Raw genomic sequence first — 15,969 nt, 5'->3', positions numbered from 1 at the left:
CTTGCTCGCGAACCGCCGCTGGTTTCCCGCGTTCGCGGGAATGACGGGGCGAGAGTCGTGTTTTCCGACGTCATTCCCGCGAACGCGGGAACCCAATAGCCCAATAGACAGTTGTTCCTACGGGTACGCCACACACCGCGCCCATGAACGAAAACGCCGCCCCGAGGGGCGGCGCTTCGAACCTGGCTATCCGTCAGAACAACTTGGTGAACAGCCAGTACAGCGAGGCGGACAGCACGATGGCCGCCGGCAGCGTCAGCACCCAGGCCATCAGCAGGTTGCGGATGGTGCGCATCTGCAGGCCCGAGCCGTTGGCCGCCATGGTCCCGGCCACGCCGGAGGACAGCACGTGGGTGGTGGACACCGGCAGGCCGTACATGTCAGCCGCGCCTATGGTGAGCATCGCCACCACCTCGGCCGAGGCGCCCTGGGCGTAGGTCAGGTGGCTCTTGCCGATCTTCTCGCCGACGGTCACCACGATGCGCTTCCAGCCGACCATGGTGCCCAGGCCGAGGGCGATGGCCACGGCGATCTTCACCCACAGCGGGATGAAGCGGGTGGCGTCGTCGATCTTGCCCTTGAAGGCCATCAGCCGCGCCTGGGTATCGGCGTCGAAGTCGCCGGCCTTGTCCTTGTCCATCACGCGGATGGTCTCGGAAGCCAGGTACATGTCGTTGCGCACGTTGGCCATGGCCTCGGCGGGCACCTTGGCCAGGCTGCCGTAGCTCTTCACCTCGGCGCCGATGCTGCCGGTCAGCGCGGCCAGCGAGGGCACCACGGCCGGTTTCACTTCATGGGTGCGGATGTACTCCGAGAGCACCGGGCGCGGATCGGCCGGCGCCGTGCCCTGGGCGCTGCGTTGCAGGCCCTGCTGGGTGGCTTCGGCGAGGACCACGAAGGCGGTGGTCTGGTCGGCCGGGATGGTGCGGTTCAGCGCATAGGCCATGGGCACGGTGCCGATCAGGATCAGCATGATCAGGCCCATGCCCTTCTGCCCGTCGTTGGAGCCGTGGGCGAAGGACACCCCGGTGCAGGTCAGCACCAGCAGGCCGCGGATCCACCACGGCGGCGGCGCCTTGGCCTTGGGTGCCTTGTACAGCGCGCGGTTCTTCACCAGCAGGCGCAGGGCCAGCAGCAACAGCGCCGAGCAGGCGAAGCCGATCAGCGGCGAGAGCAGCAGCGAGTAGCCGACCTTGGTCGCCTGCGCCCAATCCACGCCGCTGGTGCCGTCGCGGCCGTGCATCAGCGCGTTGGCCACGCCGACGCCGATGATCGAGCCGATCAGGGTGTGCGAGGACGATGCCGGCAGGCCCAGCCACCAGGTGCCGAGGTTCCACAGGATGGCGGCGATCAGCAGGGCGAAGACCATGGCGAAGCCGGCCGAGGAGCCGACCTGCAGGATCAGCTCCACCGGTAGCAGGGCGATGATGCCGAAGGCCACCGCGCCGCTGGAGAGCAGCACGCCGAGGAAGTTGAAGCAGCCGGACCAGACCACCGCGAAGTGCGGCGGCAGCGAATGGGTATAGATGACGGTGGCCACGGCGTTGGCGGTGTCGTGGAAACCGTTGACGAACTCGAACCCCAGGGCGATCAGCAGCGCCACGCCGAGCAGCAGGAAAGGCGTCCAGGTGGTGACCGCGCTGGCCACCTCGTCGACGTCGTGGACCAGGCTCCAGGCGGAGAACAGCAGGCCGACGGCCAGCAATGCATAGAACGCCAGGGCGGTGAGGCGGCCGGGCTTGCTGTCCAGGTGCGGACGGCCTTCGAGAACGGCGGCGCCGTCCCTGGCCAGGGTTTCGCTAGTCATGCGGGAATCCGGTTGCGGGGGATGACCGCGCCAGCATGACGGGCAAGTGTGACAATTTATGTCTTGGAGGCCGAGAACATCCCTGGCGTAGGGCGTATAACCGTTCGCGGTTATACGCCGCCTCACCCTCCTCTCCGCCCCTGCCTCGGCCGAACCGGGAGAATGCGTGACCTGCGCCAAGCTCGACAGCGAGCGGGCCGGCGACCAAGGTCAAACGGCGGATAACGCCAGAGGCGTTATACGCCCTACGCGAAGGCCGAACCTGGCGTAGGGCGTATAACCGTTCGCGGTTATACGCCGCCTCACCTTTCTCATCGACCCTGCCTCGGCCGAACCGGGGGAATGCGTGACCCGCGCCAAGCTCGACAGCGAGCGGCTGGCGGGCGAGGTCAAACGGCGGATAACGTGGAACGTTATCCGCCCTACGCCTGGTCTGGACTCAATAATGCTCCGGCACCACCATTTCTCCCGGCGTGGGAATGCGCACGTAGTCGGCATGGCGCTGGCGCATCGGCAACTCGACGTGCAGGTGCGCCACTTCCTCGTAGGGCACCTGGCCGAGCAGGTGGTGGATGCAGTTCAGCCGCGCGCGCTTCTTGTCGTCGGCCTGCACCACCCACCAGGGCGCCTCGGCGATGTGGGTGCGTTCGAGCATGATCTCCTTGGCCTTGGTGTAGGCCTCCCAGCGGCGCCGCGATTCCAGGTCCATGGGGCTGAGCTTCCACTGCTTGAGCGGGTCGTGGATGCGGCTCAGGAAGCGCATGTGCTGCTCCTCGTCGGTGATCGAGAACCAGTACTTGACCAACTGGATGCCCGAGCGCGCCAGCATGCGCTCGAATTCCGGCACGCTGCGGAAGAACTCTTCGTACTGCTCGTCGTTGCAGAAACCCATCACCCGCTCGACGCCGGCGCGGTTGTACCAGCTGCGGTCGAACAGCACGATCTCCCCCGCCGCCGGCAGGTGTGAGACGTAGCGCTGGAAGTACCACTGGGTGCGCTCGCGGTCGTTCGGCGCCGGCAGCGCGGCCACCCGGCACACGCGCGGGTTGAGGCGCTGGGTGATGCGCTTGATCACCCCGCCCTTGCCCGCGGCGTCGCGGCCTTCGAAGAGGATCACCAGCTTGTGCCCGGTCTTGACCACCCAGCTCTGCAGCTTCACCAGTTCGCCCTGCAGGCGGAACAGCTCGCTGAAGTAGCGGCGGCGGGCGATCTTCTCCTCGTCGCCGTCGGGGATGTGGTCGTCGAACAGTTCGTCGAGGTTGCGCACGTCCTCCAGCAGTTCCAGCTCCAGTTCCTCGTCGCTGTGGTCGAGAAGCTCGCGGTGGATGCGGCGGATCAGGTTGTCGTTGCTCAGTGGCATGGCCGGGACCTCGCTGGCGGGATGCGTGTCGCGCCAGCCTAGGCCGCGCCGGTGTCAGCCGCGTGACAGTTCAGGCGTCGTTGCGCTTGCGGAAGGCCCAACGCCAGGCCAGCAGGGTGAAGCTGGCCACCAGCATCACCAGCAGCCAGAAGCCGTGGGGGTTCTCCGCCAGGGGAATGCCGCCGACGTTCATGCCGAAGAAGCCGGCGACTATGTTGATCGGCAGCGCCAGCACCGTGACCACCGTCAGGGTGAACAGGGTGCGGTTGCTCTGTTCGTTGAGCTGCGCGGCGATCTCTTCCTGCAGCAGCTTGATGCGCTCGCCCAGGGAGGTGAGGTCGCTGATCACCAGGGAGAATTCCTCGGTGGCCTCGCGCAGGTCGCGCACGTCGGCCTCCTGCAGCCAGTCCGGCGGGCGGTTGAGCAGCCGCAGCAGCGAGCCCGGCTCCAGCGCCAGCAGGCGCTGCAGGCGCACCAGCACGCGGCGCATGGCGCCCAGGTCGGCGCGGTTGTCGGAGAGGTTCTGCGACAGCAGGCGGTCCTCGATGCGGTCCACGCCCACGGTGGTCTCGCGGACGATCTGGGTGAGGATGTCGCCCTGGTCGCGCAGCAGGTGCACCAGCAGTTCCAGCGGCGAGCGGAAGCACTCGCCGTGCTTGACCGAGGAGCGCAGGCGGTCCACCGAGCGCAGCGGCTGCATGCGCGCGGTCACCAGCAGGCGCCGGCGCGCGCAGACCCACAGGGTGGCCACGTCCGAGGAGACGCTGCCGAAGTTGAACACCACGTCGTTGACCACCGCCAGCAGCGCCGCGTCGACGTGCTCGATGCGCGTGGAACGCGAGCCCTCGCGCAGGGTCTCGAAGAAGGTTTCGGGCAGCTCCAGGTGGCTCTTCATCCAGCGCTCGCAGGCGGCGTGGGCGAGGTTCAGGTGCAGCCAGACGAAGTCCTCGCCCTCCCCCGGCGCCTCCAGCCAGCGCAGCGCGGCGCTGGAATCCAGCTCCTGGCCGCGCTGCCCGGGGTGGAAGCGGAAGCCGTAGAGCAGCCCGAACAGGTCGGAATCCCAGGGGGCCTGGGTGAAACGTTGGTTCATGCGCGCTCGCTGAATGTGGCATCGCCCTGGGCCGGGCCGGCGACCTTCCTGCTTAGCAGGCCGGCATGACGTTCCGGTGCCAGAACGATGACAGCACGATGACGAATGCTTCAGCCGAACAGCCCGGCGATGGTCCGCTCGCCCAGCGCCGGCCCCACGCTCATGCCCACGCCGGTGTGCATCAGCACTGCGCTGATGCCCGCCTCCACCTGCAACACCGAGAACGGCGCCGGGCCACGCGCGCCGTACACGCCCTGCCAGCGCTCGACCACCTCGACGCGCATGCCCAGGGTGTCCTCGGCCAGGTCGAGCATCAGGCGGTCCACCGCCTCGGCGTTGAAAGGCGCGGCATCGCTGCCGTAGTCGTGGGAATCGCCGATGATCAGCTCGCCGTAGGGCGTGGGGCTGATCAGCAGGTGGATGCCGTGGCGCTCCAGCGCCGGCGTCTCGCGGCGGATCTGCGCGTGGATCGCCTGGGCCTGCGGCAGGTCGGCGAAGGCGCCGTAGTGCACGCAGCTCAGCCCGGTCAGCAGCGCGTGGCCCAGGCCCAGGTCGCGCTCGGGGCGGGCGCGGAGCATCTGCAGGCGGCACACCTGCGGCTTCAGCGCGGCCAGTTGCTCGGCCAGCAGGGTCTGGTAGTCGTGGCCGGAGCAGACGAGGATCTGCCCGGCCTGGAAGGTGCCGGCGGTGGTGCGCAGCAGGCCCGGCTCGATGTCGCGCACCAGGGTGGAGAAGTGGAATTCCACCTTCAGCTCGCGGCGCAGCCAGTCGATCAACGCCGGCAGCGCTTCGCGAGAGTAGAGCTGCTGGTCGTCGAGGCTGTGCAGGGCCGCGCGGTGCTTGCTGAAAGCGCCGTCGTAGAGGGCGTCCAAGGCCTTGCCGCGGAGCAGTTCGGCGCGGTAGCCGTGCTCCCTGGCGCGGCCGGCGCAGAAGGCTTCCAGCAGGTCTTCCTCGGCCTCGCTGCGGGCGAACAGCAGCGAGCCGTTGCGGCGGATGGCAAAGCCGGCGCGCTCGGCCCATTCGGCCCACAGCGGACGGCTGGCGCGGGCCAGGTCGAGCATGACGCCCGGCGGCTGGCCGCCGACCAGGGCCTGGCCGAAGTTGCGGATGGAGGCGCCGAGCGGCGTGGCGCTGCGTTCGAAGACGCGCACGCGCAGGCCGCGACGGGCGGCGGCATAGGCGTGGGACAGGCCGAGGATGCCGGCGCCGATGATGGCGATGTCGGTGTTTTGTTGGGACATGGGTGGATTCCTGGGATCGAAGAGCCCCTCTCCCCAACCCTCTCCCTGAAGGGAGAGGGGGCTGTTCGGTGCGTGGATCAGCATCGGAGCCCGCCTGGAACCTCAGGATGAACTCGGTGATGGCAACCAGTGCAGAGGAGGGTTCCCTCTCCCTTCAGGGAGAGGGCTAGGGAGAGGGTGCTCTCCTCTGCTTCGCGCTTACTGCTGCGCCACCTTCTCCGACTTGCCGTCATAGCGCTTGCGCCATTCGGCCAGGATGGCGTCGCGGTTCTTCGAGGCCCAGGCGAAGTCGTTCTTGATCAGGCGCTGCTCGTAGTCCGCCGGCAGTTCGGTCTGCGGCTTGGCGATGCCCGGCTGGGCGAGCACGGCGAAGTTCTCCTTGTACAGCTCCATGGCCGCGGGGCTTGCGGAGAAGTCGGCGAGTTTCTTCGCCGCTTCCAGGTGCTGGGTGCCTTTGACGATGCCGGTGGCTTCGATCTCCCAGCCCAGGCCTTCCTTGGGCAGCACTATGTCCAGCGGCGCGCCCTGGCGCTTGAGCTGCACCGCCGGGTACTCGAAGGAGATGCCGATCGGGAACTCGCCGGCGGCGGCCAGCTTGCACGGCTTGGAGCCGGAGTGGACGTATTGGCCGATGTTCTCGTGCAGGGCGTCCATGTAGGCCCATCCCTGTTTCTCGCCGAAGGTCTGCAGCCAGGCGGAGACGTCGAGGAAGCCGGTGCCGGAGGACGCCGGGTTGGGCATGACGATCTTGCCCTTGTACTCGGGCTTGGTCAGGTCCTGCCAGCTGATGGGCTTCGACAGGCCCTGCTTCTCGGCTTCCACGCTGTTGAAACAGATGGTCGCGGCCCACACGTCCATGCCCACCCAGGCCGGCGGGTTGGCCGGGTCGCGGTAGTTCTTGCCGATCGCCGCCAGGTCCTGGGGCGCGTACTTCTCCAGCATGCTCTGCTGGTCGAGGATGGCCAGGCTGGAGGCGGCCAGGCCCCAGACCACGTCGGCCTGCGGGCGGTCCTTCTCGGCCAGCAGCTTGGCGGTGACGATGCCGGTGGAATCGCGCACCCACTTGATCTCGATATCCGGGTTCTGCTTCTCGAAGGCTTCCTTGTAGGCCTTCAGCTGCTCCGGCTCCAGGGCGGTGTAGACGGTCAGTTCGGTGGCGGCGCTGGCGTGCAGGCTGAAACCGGCGAGCACGGCGGCGGCGAGGGCGAGGCGTTTGAACATGGTGCGCTCCTTCTGTTTATTGGGCCCCCGCGTTCGCGGGGGTGACGGTCAAGTGCAACGTGGGTCGAGGGGAATCAGTGGCCGCTCCGGCGCCAGGCCTGGGACCGGCGCAGCAGGCCGCGCGAGGCCAGGGCCAGGACGATGGAAGCGGCCGCCGAGGTGAGCAGGATCAGCGTGGACATGGCGGCGGCGCCGCCGACGTTGCCGGCGTCGTCCATGTTCAGCACGGCGACGGCGGCGAGGATGCTGTCCGGGCTGTAGAGGAAGATCGCCGCCGATACCGTGGTCATCGCCGAGACGAACAGGTAGCGGACGATGTCCAGCAGCGCCGGCAGGCAGATCGGCAGGGTCACCTTCAGGTAGTGGCGCCACAGCGGCATCTTCAGCGACAGCGCGGCGGCCTCGAACTCGCCATCGAGCTGGCGCAGCGCGGTGGTGGCGGTCATCTGCGCGGTGGTCAGGTAGTGGGCGATGGTGCACACCACCAGCAGGGTCATGCTGCCGTAGAACACGTGCAGCGGGTTGCCCGGCAGGTTGAAGAAGAACACGTAGCCCAGGCCCAGGACCAGGCCCGGCACCGCCATGGGCACGAAGCAGAACATGCGCAGCAACTGGTTCAGCCAGGCCTGCTCGCGGGTCTTCTCGATCAGGTAGGCGCCGGTGAAGATCAGCGCACTGCCGAACAGCGCGGTGCAGCAGGCCAGGGTCAGGCTGTTGCGGTAGGCCAGCCAGCCGCCGCCGGCGGTTTCCTCGAAAGCGTAGTGGCGCAGCGACAACGACAGGTTGTACGGCCAGAACTTCACCAGCGAGGAATACACGGCCATGCCCAGCACGCCGAGGATCACCGCGCTGACCAGCAGCACCAGCGCCAGGTAGGCGCCGTCGCGGCGGCGCGAGGGCTTGGGCTGGTAGACCTGGGCGCGGCCGCTCATGGCGCCGCCCTGGCGCCGGCGCAGCCAGGCGTCCACCGCGAAGCTCAGCAGTGCCGGCAACAGCAGGAGCATGCCGATCTGCGCGCCGCGGCCGAACTGCTGCTGGCCGACCACTGCCTTGTAGGCTTCCAGCGCCAGCACCTGGTAGTCGCCGCCGACCACGACGGGCACGCCGAAATCGGTGATGGTCAGGGTGAACACCAGGCAGAAGGCGGCGAACACGCCCTGCCGCGAGGCCGGCCAGGTGATGCTGCGGAACGCCTTCCAGGGGCTGGCGCCCATGCTCGAGGCGGCGTCGAACAGACGCGCGTCGGCCAGCGACAGCGCCGAAAGGAGGATCATCAGCGCGTGGGGGAAGGTGTAGATGGCCTCGCCCAGGACGATGCCCCAGAAACCGTAGATGTTGTCCGGCACCCAACTGCGCAGCAGGCCCTGGTTGCCGAACAGGTAGATCAGCGCGATGCCCGGCAGCATCGACGGCGCCAGCAGCGGCAGCAGGGAGATGCCGCGCCACAGGCCCTTGGCCGGGATCAGCGTGCGCTGCAGGGCGTAGGCGAAGCCATAGGCCAGCGGCACCACGATGGCCGCCACGCTCAGCGAGACCTTCAGGCTATTGCCCAGCAACCAGTGGAAGTTGGCGCTGGCCAGCAGCTCGGCCATGGCCGCCAGGCCGCCGCCCTGCCCTTCGGCGCCGCTGAAGCCGCGCCAGAAGATGGCCAGCAGCGGCAGCAGCACGGCCAGGGCCAGCAGGGCGAGCAGCAACAGCTTGCCGCCGAGGATGAACAGGCGGTCGCCGAGGTCACCGCGGGCCTGGCCGGCGGCCAGGGTCGGGTCGAGTTTCATTACCGCGCTCATGTCAGGCGAACACCTGCAGGCTCTGCGGCGGCAGCGAGACCCAGATGTCCGCGCTGCCCAGGCGCGGCATCTGCTCCGGGGCCAGCTCGGCCAGCAGCGCGTGGCCGGGCAGCTCGTGCAGTTCGAAGCTCATGCGGCAGCGGTTGCCGAGGAAGGTGATCTCGCGGACCTGGGCGCGGAACAGGTTCTCCTGGTGCACCACCGGGTTGATGCCGATCGCCTCCGGGCGGCAGAACAGCCGCCCGCGCGTGGCGTTGGCGCGCTCGCCGTGCAGGCGCAGGCTCAGGCCGCCGACCCGCGCCAGGCCGTCGGCGCCGCGCTCGAAGGGCAACCAGTTGCCCTGGCCGACGAACTCGGCGACGAAGGGCGTGGCCGGGGCGCTGTAGATTTCCTGGGCGGTGCCGTACTGCTCGACCTTGCCGTGGTTCATCACGGCGATGCGGTCGGCCATCAGCATGGCCTCGTCCTGGTTGTGGGTGACCATCAGGGTGGTGATGCCCAGGCTCTTCTGCAGCTGGCGCAGCTCGCCGCACAGGTGCTCGCGCACCCGGGCGTCCAGCGCCGACATGGGCTCGTCGAGCAGCAGCAGCGACGGCGCCGGGGCCAGCGCGCGGGCCATGGCCACGCGCTGCTGCTGGCCGCCGGAGAGCTGGCCGGGGTACTTCTTCTCGCTGCCGGCCAGGCCGACCAGTTCGAGCATCTCGCCCACCCGCTTGCGCGCTTCCTCGCGGCTGGCGCCGGTCAGGCCATAGGCGACGTTCTGCTCGACGCTGAGGTTGGGGAACAGCGCGTAGGACTGGAACAGGATGCCGTAGTCGCGGGCCTGGGGCGGCAGGCGCGAGACGTCGCGCTCACCGATATGGATGATGCCGCCGTCCTGGCGCTCCAGCCCGGCGATGCAGCGCAGCAGCGTGGTCTTGCCGCAGCCGGAGGGGCCGAGCAGGCAGACCAGCTCGCCGCCCTCGATATCCAGCGAAACGCCGTCGAGGGCGGCGAAGTGGCCGAAGCGCTTGTGCATGTCTCGCACCCGCAGCGGGGTGCCGGTGGGGAGGGAATCGTGCATGGCGGAACCTCTTGCAGCTGGCCCGCGGCGACAGACCGCGGGGCTCGATGGAGGGCCATGCTAGGGAAGGAATGCGAAGGCTCTGTTGCGATGGGTGCAACTGCGCCGATAGAGGTATAGGCAGATTTGCGATGGCGAAAGGCTTTTTGCAGGAGCGGGCCCTGCCCGCGATTCGCGCGCAGGGCGCGCTCCTACAGGGGAACGGAGCGGGTGGCGCAGCGTAGGAGCGGATCTCATCCGCGAATCGCGCCGGGACGTCCGGCTATCGAGGACAAGGTCCGCTCGGTACGGGCAGGCCCGGCTTCCTACGAAAATCCCCGGGCAATTGCAGCTATGGGGCGGGCGCGGTTTCCCGTGCCAGGGCCAGGAAGGCGCTGGTCAGGCGCGCCTGGCGGCGTTCCTTCAGGCAGAACAGGTATTCGTCGATCAGCGGCGCGCCCTGCAGCTCCAGCACGCGCAGCTCGGGGTTATCCGGCACTTCCTGGCGCGAGATGATGCTCACCCCGAGGTTGCGGATCACCGCCTCGCGGATCGACTCGCGGCTGCCGATCTCCAGCATCGAGGCCGGCATTACCACGGACTCGCGCAGCAGCTTCTCGGTCAGCTCGCGGGTGGTGGAACCGGCCTCGCGCATCAGCAGGCAATGGTTGCGCAGCTCGCCCAGGGCCACCGAGCGCTGCGCCGCCAGCGGGTGGCTGCGGTGCACCGCCAGCACCAGCGGGTCGCGGCCGAGCACCAGGTGGATCAGCCGCGCATCTTCCACCGGCTGCGACGAGGCCGCCAGGTCCACCCGGCATTCGTAGAGGGCTTCCAGCACCTGCTGCGAGTTGCCGATCTCCACCGACACCTCGATCTGCGGGTAACGCTCGCGGAAGGCCTTGATCAGCCCCAGCACGTAGTAGGGCGAAGTGGCGCCGATGCGCAGGCTGCCCTGCATCTGCCCGCAGTTGCGCAGGAAGAACTCGATGTCCGCCTCCTGCTGCAGCAGCGCCTGGACCATGGGCAGCAGGCGCGCGCCTTCGTCGGTGAGGGTCAGGCGGCGGCCGCCGCGGTAGAACAGCTCCACGGCATACTGGCCTTCCAGGCTGCGGATCTGCGTGGTCACCGTCGGCTGGCTGAGGCCGAGCTTCTTCGCCGCCTGGGTGATGCTGCCCAGGCGCGCCACCATATAGAAGGCCTTGAGTTCGGCGCTCAGCATCGCTCGGACCGCTCAGGGAAATGGTTCATCGCTTCTCCGTCATCGCCAGACGTCTGGATTCGACTATCGGGTATCGGTGCCAGGCGCGCTACGAATCCAGGCGCAATGGCAAGAAACCGGGGGCAATGAGGAAACGGCGGGAAGGATGGCGTCCCCAACTGGATTCGAACCAGTATCTAGCCCTTAGGAGGGGCTTATTCTATCCCTTGAACTATGGGGACACGCCTGGGCCCGCGGCGGCTGCCGGGACCGGGTGGGCATGTTAACCAGCGTCGGCGCATTTGTCATGCCACGGCGCGGATTTCGCACCTGCCGAGAAGGCCCGCCTGAACGAACAGCGGCGTCAGCCTGGCGTTGCCGCTGCGCTGACCCCGGCGTCGTCCAGCAGGGCCAGCAGGCCGCCCACGCTGGTCTCCAGGCTGGCGGAGTTGTCCAGCACCCGCAACGGCGGCGCCAGGCCCTCGGCGAAGGCGGCGTTGCGCGCCAGGCGCGCCTCGATCTCCGCCAGGGTTTCCCGGCCGCGGGCGACCAGGCGCTGGCGCAGCACCTCGGGGGCGACCTGCAACAGCACCGCGAGCAGGCCGGGATAGCGTCGTCGCGCTTCCTCCAGATAGCCGCGCGAGCCGTTGACCAGCACGACGCGCCCTTGGGCCAGCCAGTGGTCGATCTGCCGCGGGATGCCGTAGCACAGGCCATTGGCCCGCCAGCTCATGGCGAAGGCGCCCTCGCGCTCCAGGCGCTCGAAGGCTTCGGGGGTCACCGCTTCGGCATCCTCGCCGCGGGCCTCGGCGGAACGGGTGATCACCCGCCGCACGACGTACCCGCCCCGCTCGGCCAGCGGCGCCGCCGCAGCCTGGAGCAGGCTGTCCTTGCCCGAGCCCGAAGGCCCCATCAGATAGATCAACTTGCCGCTCATGCTCATCTCTGCACCGCGCCTCCCGGGGCGCGGACGCCGCGTATGATACCCGCCCGCCGGCGCCGCGGAAGCGGGAAAATGGCCGGCCCGGCGCTGCATGGCGAGCCAGGTTGTGACATCATCCGCGCCCCTCGTGAACCATTGCCCGTGCGGGTGGTCGGATGATGGCGCAATGGCGGCCGGGACCTGGGACTTGAGCTAATCTGAGCGAATGGAGCCCATGGGCCGCGCCACCCATCGAAAGAAAGATATGCAGATAGCCTCGCATTTCGGACGATTGGTGCTGGCATTTAGCCTTCATGCGACGCAAAATACGTCGCAGAATTGACGTCAAGTAATTGGTCGGCCACCTGATTACTGCCCTTGCGCTGAACGGCCAACGGATTTCGCTGTCATAGGGACTCGAACACAGACCCCTTGGCACCGTTTCCCTGACTTACAGGTTTAATGTATGCGCCCATTGAAACAGGCAACCCCAAGCTACTCCAGTCGCACCGCCGACAAGTTCGTCGTCCGTCTGCCCGAAGGCATGCGTGAGCGTATCGCCGAGGTCGCCCGCAATCACCATCGCAGCATGAACTCGGAAATCATCGCCCGCCTGGAGCAGAGCCTGCTGCAAGAGGGCGCCCTGCAGGACAACCTCGGCATCCGCCTGGACAGCCCCGAGCTGAGCCTGCACGAGCGTGAGCTGCTGCAACGCTTCCGCCAGCTGACCCATCGCCAGCAGAATGCGCTGATCGCCCTGATCGCCCACGATGCGGAAATGGCCAGCAACGCCTGAGCCCAGTTGCACCGAAGAAGCGCTGTTCGCTTAAAGAGAAATGCCGTTTCTCCCATGGGGGAAACGGCATTTTTCATTTCCGCGGGCCATGCCCCGTCCGGCGTGGCCGGTGAATCCAATCGCGGACAAAGTCCGCTCCTACGCCCGTGCCCTCCCTGAACCTTAGGCTTGCGCCGAGGTGCTCTTCGTAGGATGGGTTGAGCTTGCGAAACCCATCGAACCCTGATGATGGGTATCGCTTCGCTCAACGCCATCCTACGAAAAGTCGTGCTTCCCGGAACCGTAGGAGCGGACTCTGTCCGCGATCCGGCGCTCAGGAGGTCCTGCGATACGGATGTAGCGAGAGCCCCGATTTCCTGCCCGCAAAGCCCCGCCCCTGAAATGCAAAAACCGCCCGAAGGCGGTTTCTCGCGGCCACTGTGAGCCTACATCAGGAACAACGTGGCCAGGCCCAGGAAGATGAAGAACCCACCGCTGTCGGTCATGGCGGTGATCATCACACTGGAGCCCATCGCCGGGTCGCGCCCCAGGCGCAGCAGGGTCATGGGGATCATCACCCCGGCTAGGGCCGCCAGCAGCAGGTTGAGGGTCATGGCCGCGGTCATCACCACGCCCAGCTCCCAGTTGCCGTACAGGTAGAAGGCCACCACACCTATCACCCCACCCCACACCAGGCCATTGACCAGCGCCACGCCCAGCTCCTTGCGCAACAGGCGGGTGGCGTTGCTGGTCTGGATCTGGTCCAGCGCCATGGCGCGGACGATCATGGTGATGGTCTGGTTGCCCGAGTTGCCGCCGATGCCGGCGACGATCGGCATCAGTGCGGCCAACGCCACCAGCTTCTCGATCGAGCCTTCGAACAAGCCGATCACCCGCGAGGCGACGAAGGCGGTGATCAGGTTGGTGGCCAGCCAGGTCCAGCGGTTGCGCACCGACTTCCACACCGAGGCGAAGATGTCTTCCTCTTCGCGCAGACCGGCCATGTTCAGCACTTCGGTCTCGCTCTCCTCGCGGATGAGGTCGACCATCTCGTCGATGGTCAGGCGGCCGATCAGCTTGCCGTTCTTGTCCACCACAGGAGCGGAGATCAGGTCGTAGCGCTCGAACGCCTGAGCAGCATCGTAGCCGTCCTCGTCGGGCTGGAAGGTCACCGGATCGGTGGCCATGACCTCGGCCACCTGCTTGTCCGGGTCGTTGACCAGCAGGCGCTTGATCGGCAGCACGCCCTTGAGCAGGCCGTCGTAGTCGACCACGAACAGCTTGTCGGTATGCCCCGGCAGCTCTTTCAGGCGACGCAGGTAGCGCAGCACCACCTCCAGGCTGACGTCGTCGCGGATGGTGACCATCTCGAAGTCCATCAGCGCGCCGACTTCGTCTTCCTCGTAGGACAACGCCGAGCGCACGCGCTCGCGCTGCTGCGCATCGAGGGTTTCCATCAGCTCGTGGACGACGTCGCGCGGCAGTTCCGGCGCCAGGTCGGCGAGTTCGTCGGCGTCCATCTCCTTGGCCGCGGCGAGGATCTCGTGATCGTCCATGTCGGCGATCAGCGTCTCGCGGACGGCGTCGGATACTTCCAGGAGGATGTCGCCGTCGCGCTCGGCCTTGACCAGCTGCCAGACCGTCAGGCGGTCGCTCAGCGGCAGCGATTCGAGGATGTGGGCGATGTCGGCGGGGTGCAGATCATCGAGCTTGCGCTGCAGCTCGGCGAGGTTCTGCCGGTGTACCAGGTTCTCGACGAGATCCTGGTGCTGGCCTTCCTGGCGGTGCGCCAGGTCTTCGACCAGCTTGTGCTTGTTCAACAGCTCGACCACCTGGTTCAGGCGGTCCTGCAGGCTTTCCTGCGGCTTCTTGGCTTCTACTTCGGTCATAGCACGCTCCACCCCCAGCGGCGGAGCGCGCACGGGGGCTTAAAACATCAGGTCGTGTTGAGGCAATCGGGGTTCTGGGTAACTACTGGGTAAGTCCATGGTGGTGTGCCCACGCGCCCATATCGGGCAGATAGGAGAAATGATAACACTCCGGAGCCTGTTCAGCGTTACAAAATAGCGGCTAGAACAATCGCTTGCGGCACAAAGTTGAGGGTGACTTCACTCGCTATCACAGACGCCGGAAAAAGCTGTCGAGACACCCGGAAATTTCGCGAAGGCCAGGCGGGATAGGCTGCATGCAACCCTGTCACGGAGGATCGGAGATGCGCCTGTCGCCCCTGTACTGCCTGCTCCCGCTGCTCGCCCTCATGGCAATGGACCGCCCCGCCGCCACGCCGTTCCGCTGCGAGACCGCCGATGGCCATGTCAGCTTCCACCAGCATGGCTGCCCGCCGGGCCAGGCACAAAGCCGGCAGCGGGCGCACAACCCGACGCCGGGCAGCGGCAGGCCGGTGCCCCTCGCCCGCCCTCCCCACGAGAGCCGGCGCGCGCCATCCGACAACCCGCTGGTGGTGGTCGGCGAGCGCGAGGATGGCTGCGGCAACCGCCTCGACGAGCGCGAAAGGCGCACCGCGATCCTGCAGAAGCGCATCCGCACCGGCATGACCCGCACGGACGTGGAAAGCGCCTTCGGCCGCCCGGACCGGATCAGCCAGTTGGATGACCGGCAGCGCTACCACTACGACGCCAGGCCCGGCCAGGGCCGGCGCACGGTGACCTTCGACGAGTTCGGCTGCGTGCAGGGCAAGGCCACACGCAAGCGGCGCTGAGCCCGGCCCGACGCGAAAAAACGCGGGGCAAAGAAAAAGGGCCTGCATTTCTGCAGGCCCTTTCGGTGTATGGCGCACTCAGGAGGATTCGAACCTCCGACCGCTCGGTTCGTAGCCGAGTACTCTATCCAGCTGAGCTATGAGTGCGCTGGTTGGTGCAGTTTAGCCAGGTTCACCAACTGGTGCAGCTTCTGGGGCCGAGGCCTTTCGTCGCTGCTGGCGTCCGCTTTCGCGTACCGCCTGTGTAGTGGCGCACTCAGGAGGATTCGAACCTCCGACCGCTCGGTTCGTAGCCGAGTACTCTATCCAGCTGAGCTATGAGTGCGCTGATGGGGCGCAGATTCTAGTCCGAACATTCAGACGTGTCAAACAGATTTTTCAATCTTTTCAGTAGCTTAGCTACCTGACTCGTCATTCGCACCAGAACGTGCAAATGGCGGAGAGGGGGGGATTCGAACCCCCGACACCCTTTTGAGGTGTACTCCCTTAGCAGGGGAGCGCCTTCGGCCACTCGGCCACCTCTCCGCAACACGGGGCGCATGATATCCATGTTTTCCCCGTTTGCAAAGAATTTTTTATAGAAAAATTAATGGTTTGGTTCTTGGTCTTTCTCTTTCTGGATGCGCTGGTAGATCTCTTCGCGGTGAACAGCGACTTCCTTCGGCGCGTTCACGCCAATGCGCACCTGATTTCCCTTGACGCCCAGCACGGTCACAGTGACGTCATCACCAACCATCAGGGTCTCTCCGACCCGGCGAGTCAGAATCAGCATTCCTTTCTCCTTTCGTGTTTCGGATAAGCAGTCTG

Annotated in this window: 13 protein-coding genes and 4 tRNA genes; 2 read left to right on the top strand and 15 right to left on the bottom strand. The window is 66.9% G+C overall.

What is annotated here, in order from left to right:
* Positions 1 to 193: 193 nt before the first annotated feature.
* The 10 genes from M8R19_RS23545 to phnN form a co-directional block, all read right to left on the bottom strand.
* Entirely contained in the window at positions 194 to 1,807 is a 1,614-nt protein-coding gene (locus M8R19_RS23545; protein WP_249919066.1) for an inorganic phosphate transporter, read from the bottom strand.
* A gap of 439 nt (positions 1,808 to 2,246) precedes the next feature.
* On the bottom strand, positions 2,247 to 3,167 hold the full coding sequence (gene ppk2 / locus M8R19_RS23540) for a polyphosphate kinase 2 (protein WP_009620802.1): 921 nt from the start codon (positions 3,165 to 3,167) through the stop codon (positions 2,247 to 2,249).
* 70 nt (positions 3,168 to 3,237) lie between these two features.
* On the bottom strand, positions 3,238 to 4,257 hold the full coding sequence (locus tag M8R19_RS23535; protein ID WP_058072097.1) for a transporter: 1,020 nt from the start codon (positions 4,255 to 4,257) through the stop codon (positions 3,238 to 3,240).
* Positions 4,258 to 4,367: 110 nt separating this feature from the next.
* A complete protein-coding gene (locus M8R19_RS23530) occupies positions 4,368 to 5,498 on the bottom strand; it encodes a TIGR03364 family FAD-dependent oxidoreductase (RefSeq protein ID WP_249919065.1) in 1,131 nt (376 codons plus the stop codon).
* 198 nt (positions 5,499 to 5,696) lie between these two features.
* The gene (locus M8R19_RS23525; protein ID WP_249919064.1) at positions 5,697 to 6,719 is read right to left on the bottom strand and encodes a putative 2-aminoethylphosphonate ABC transporter substrate-binding protein; all 1,023 of its coding nucleotides are present in this window, start codon (positions 6,717 to 6,719) and stop codon (positions 5,697 to 5,699) included.
* Between the two features lie 74 nt (positions 6,720 to 6,793).
* Positions 6,794 to 8,506, bottom strand: coding sequence for a putative 2-aminoethylphosphonate ABC transporter permease subunit (locus M8R19_RS23520; RefSeq protein WP_135499862.1), 1,713 nt, complete (start codon positions 8,504 to 8,506; stop codon positions 6,794 to 6,796).
* A 1-nt stretch (position 8,507) separates the two neighbouring features.
* Positions 8,508 to 9,569: a putative 2-aminoethylphosphonate ABC transporter ATP-binding protein gene (locus M8R19_RS23515; protein ID WP_249919063.1), complete on the bottom strand. Its 1,062-nt coding sequence runs from the start codon at positions 9,567 to 9,569 to the stop codon at positions 8,508 to 8,510.
* 331 nt (positions 9,570 to 9,900) lie between these two features.
* A complete protein-coding gene (locus M8R19_RS23510) occupies positions 9,901 to 10,767 on the bottom strand; it encodes a LysR substrate-binding domain-containing protein (RefSeq protein WP_249919062.1) in 867 nt (288 codons plus the stop codon).
* Between the two features lie 146 nt (positions 10,768 to 10,913).
* A tRNA-Arg gene (locus M8R19_RS23505) sits at positions 10,914 to 10,988 on the bottom strand.
* A gap of 122 nt (positions 10,989 to 11,110) precedes the next feature.
* A complete protein-coding gene (gene phnN / locus M8R19_RS23500; RefSeq protein ID WP_116422810.1) occupies positions 11,111 to 11,683 on the bottom strand; it encodes a phosphonate metabolism protein/1,5-bisphosphokinase (PRPP-forming) PhnN in 573 nt (190 codons plus the stop codon).
* Between the two features lie 451 nt (positions 11,684 to 12,134).
* On the opposite strand from phnN, the gene amrZ reads away from it, so the two are divergent.
* Positions 12,135 to 12,464 (top strand): transcriptional regulator AmrZ, encoded by a 330-nt coding sequence (gene amrZ / locus M8R19_RS23495; protein WP_009620783.1) that lies wholly within the window; start codon positions 12,135 to 12,137, stop codon positions 12,462 to 12,464.
* A gap of 425 nt (positions 12,465 to 12,889) precedes the next feature.
* Here the strand turns inward: amrZ and mgtE are convergent, their stop codons facing one another.
* Positions 12,890 to 14,332, bottom strand: a complete 1,443-nt coding sequence (gene mgtE, locus M8R19_RS23490; protein WP_249919061.1) for a magnesium transporter — start codon at positions 14,330 to 14,332, stop codon at positions 12,890 to 12,892.
* Between the two features lie 323 nt (positions 14,333 to 14,655).
* On the opposite strand from mgtE, the gene bamE reads away from it, so the two are divergent.
* The gene (gene bamE, locus M8R19_RS23485; protein WP_249919060.1) at positions 14,656 to 15,162 is read left to right on the top strand and encodes an outer membrane protein assembly factor BamE domain-containing protein; all 507 of its coding nucleotides are present in this window, start codon (positions 14,656 to 14,658) and stop codon (positions 15,160 to 15,162) included.
* Between the two features lie 70 nt (positions 15,163 to 15,232).
* Here the strand turns inward: bamE and M8R19_RS23480 are convergent.
* The 4 genes from M8R19_RS23480 to csrA form a co-directional block, all read right to left on the bottom strand.
* Positions 15,233 to 15,309 (bottom strand) — tRNA-Arg (locus M8R19_RS23480).
* Between the two features lie 101 nt (positions 15,310 to 15,410).
* Positions 15,411 to 15,487: transfer RNA gene (locus M8R19_RS23475), tRNA-Arg, on the bottom strand.
* A 109-nt stretch (positions 15,488 to 15,596) separates the two neighbouring features.
* Positions 15,597 to 15,687, bottom strand: a tRNA-Ser gene (locus tag M8R19_RS23470).
* Positions 15,688 to 15,748: 61 nt separating this feature from the next.
* Positions 15,749 to 15,934 (bottom strand): carbon storage regulator CsrA, encoded by a 186-nt coding sequence (gene csrA / locus M8R19_RS23465; protein ID WP_003085981.1) that lies wholly within the window; start codon positions 15,932 to 15,934, stop codon positions 15,749 to 15,751.
* Positions 15,935 to 15,969 lie beyond the last annotated feature (35 nt).

The organism is Pseudomonas sp. R3.Fl, from assembly GCF_023516765.1.
Classification (GTDB): Bacteria; Pseudomonadota; Gammaproteobacteria; order Pseudomonadales; family Pseudomonadaceae; genus Pseudomonas; species Pseudomonas citronellolis.
Note: the sequence above shows the minus strand (reverse complement) of the source record. Positions and strands in the feature narration are given on the sequence as shown.